The following is a 1,898-nucleotide window of genomic DNA, read 5'->3' as shown; positions in this document are numbered from 1 at the left end:
TGGAACAGGAAACCATCCTCCTCTACAACCAGGCGGAGCCTGCCGCCCAGGTCTATACCCATGACCCAAAGCTGATGAAAAAACTGAACCGCCTTGCCGGAAAACACCCGGAGCAGATCATCAAGAAGGACGCCCACAACTTCATTGTCCCCAAACGCTGCGTATCGGTCCGGGAGCCGTACAGCGAAAAGCGGCGCAAAGCCGCCAGTGAACGGGCCAGGGCCGCAGGCTATAAGCCGCCGTTGAAATCCTCCTCCGGTCAATAAGCATGGGCGGGAATGTCTTTGAAACGGTAAAGCAGTCCATCACCACCAGAGAAGCGGCGGAACACTATGGAATCGAGGTAAAGCGGAACGGTATGGCCTGCTGTCCCTTTCACGATGACAGGACGCCCAGCCTGAAATTAGACCGCCGCTTTCACTGTTTCGGCTGCGGGGCGGACGGTGATGTGATCGACTTTGCCGCCAGACTTTATAACCTCTCCCCCAAAGAGGCGGCGGAAAAACTGGCCCAGGATTTTGGACTGCTCTATGACAGCCAGGCGCCCCCGAAGAAAACCTATGTCCGTCAAAAGTCAGAAGCGCAGAAGTTCCGGGAATCCAAGCAGCGGTGTTTCCGCGCGCTGGCAGACTACGCCCATCTGCTGCGGGGCTGGGAAACCGGCCTTGCGCCCCTGACCCCGGAGGATGAGCCGCACCCCCTTTTTGTGGAGGCGCTGCACCAAAAGGACTATGTGGAGTATCTTCTGGACTTTCTGATGGAGGATGGCATCGAGGAACAAAAAACATGGATTGCAGAACACCTAACAAAAATCATGGATTTGGAAAGGAGAAACAAGGAAATGGCAGAGAAACCTACCAACCGGGAGCGATTGCGGGAAATCACCGAGGGCATTGAGCAGAACATCAAGGAACTGTTTGAGAGCGAAAAGTATATGCGCTATCTGTCGGTGATGTCCCGGTTCCACCGCTACTCGGTCAATAATACCATGCTGATCTATATGCAGAAGCCGGACGCAACCCTTGTGGCTGGCTATAACAAGTGGAAGAACCAGTTTGAGCGCCATGTGAAGAAGGGCGAGCGCGGCATCACCATCATCGCGCCCACCCCCTATAAGAAGAAAATCGAGGAGCAGAAGCTGGACCCGGACACCCACGCGCCAATGCTGGACGCAAACGGCAGGGTGGTCATGGAGGAAAAAGAGGTGGAAATCCCGCTGTTCCGTCCGGTGAAGGTGTTTGATGTGAGCCAGACGGACGGAAAGCCCCTGCCCTCCCTGGCGGCGGACCTGTTCGGGAATGTCCGGCACTTTGAGGCGTTTATGGAGGCGCTGAAACGCTCCGCCCCGGTTCCCCTTGCGTTTGAGGAAATGGACGCGGATACGGACGGATATTTTTCTTCCAGCCAGCAGCGCATCGCCATCCGCCAGGGCATGAGCGAGGTGCAGACCGTTTCCGCCGCTGTCCATGAGATCGCCCACAGCAAGCTGCACAACTTTGATGTGCCGGACAACCCGGACGCGCCCTTGTATCAGGAAGTGGAGCTGTTTGGACAGCCAGCCCTGTTCTCCAATGACCGGATTGCCGCAGACGATCTGCCGGACGGACTGTTTTGTTATGACCTGCGCGGTTCCGATGATGACCCCGGCGCGCCGGTTGCGGTAGAGGAACGGGTTATGGTCAACCACGCCGGTTCCGTCATAACCGCAAAGCCGCTGGAACTGCCGGAGGAAGGGTATCTCCCCCTGACCGATGAATCCGGCCTGGACTTTAACGGCGGCGAAAAGACCGCCCAGCGGTTTTTGCAGGACCATAAAAAGGACCGGCGCACCGAGGAGGTGGAGGCCGAGAGCATCTCTTACGCGGTCTGCCAATATTTTGGGATTCAGACCGGCGCAA

Annotated in this window: 2 protein-coding genes; both read left to right on the top strand. The window is 57.0% G+C overall.

The genetic code is table 11. The features are described 5' to 3' along the window. Positions 1–266: immunoglobulin (locus QZ305_RS11675; RefSeq protein WP_294732172.1), on the top strand; the 266-nt coding region annotated here is incomplete at its 5' end. A 2-nt stretch (positions 267–268) separates the two neighbouring features. Beyond that, the coding region (locus QZ305_RS11670) for an LPD28 domain-containing protein (RefSeq protein WP_294732170.1) at positions 269–1,898 on the top strand (1,630 nt) is incomplete at its 3' end.

Origin of the sequence: uncultured Faecalibaculum sp., assembly GCF_910588395.1 — a bacterium.
In the GTDB taxonomy this organism is placed as follows: domain Bacteria; phylum Bacillota_I; class Bacilli_A; order Erysipelotrichales; family Erysipelotrichaceae; genus Faecalibaculum.
The sequence above is the reverse complement of the archived record's forward strand: the minus strand, read 5'-3'. Positions and strand labels throughout refer to the sequence as shown.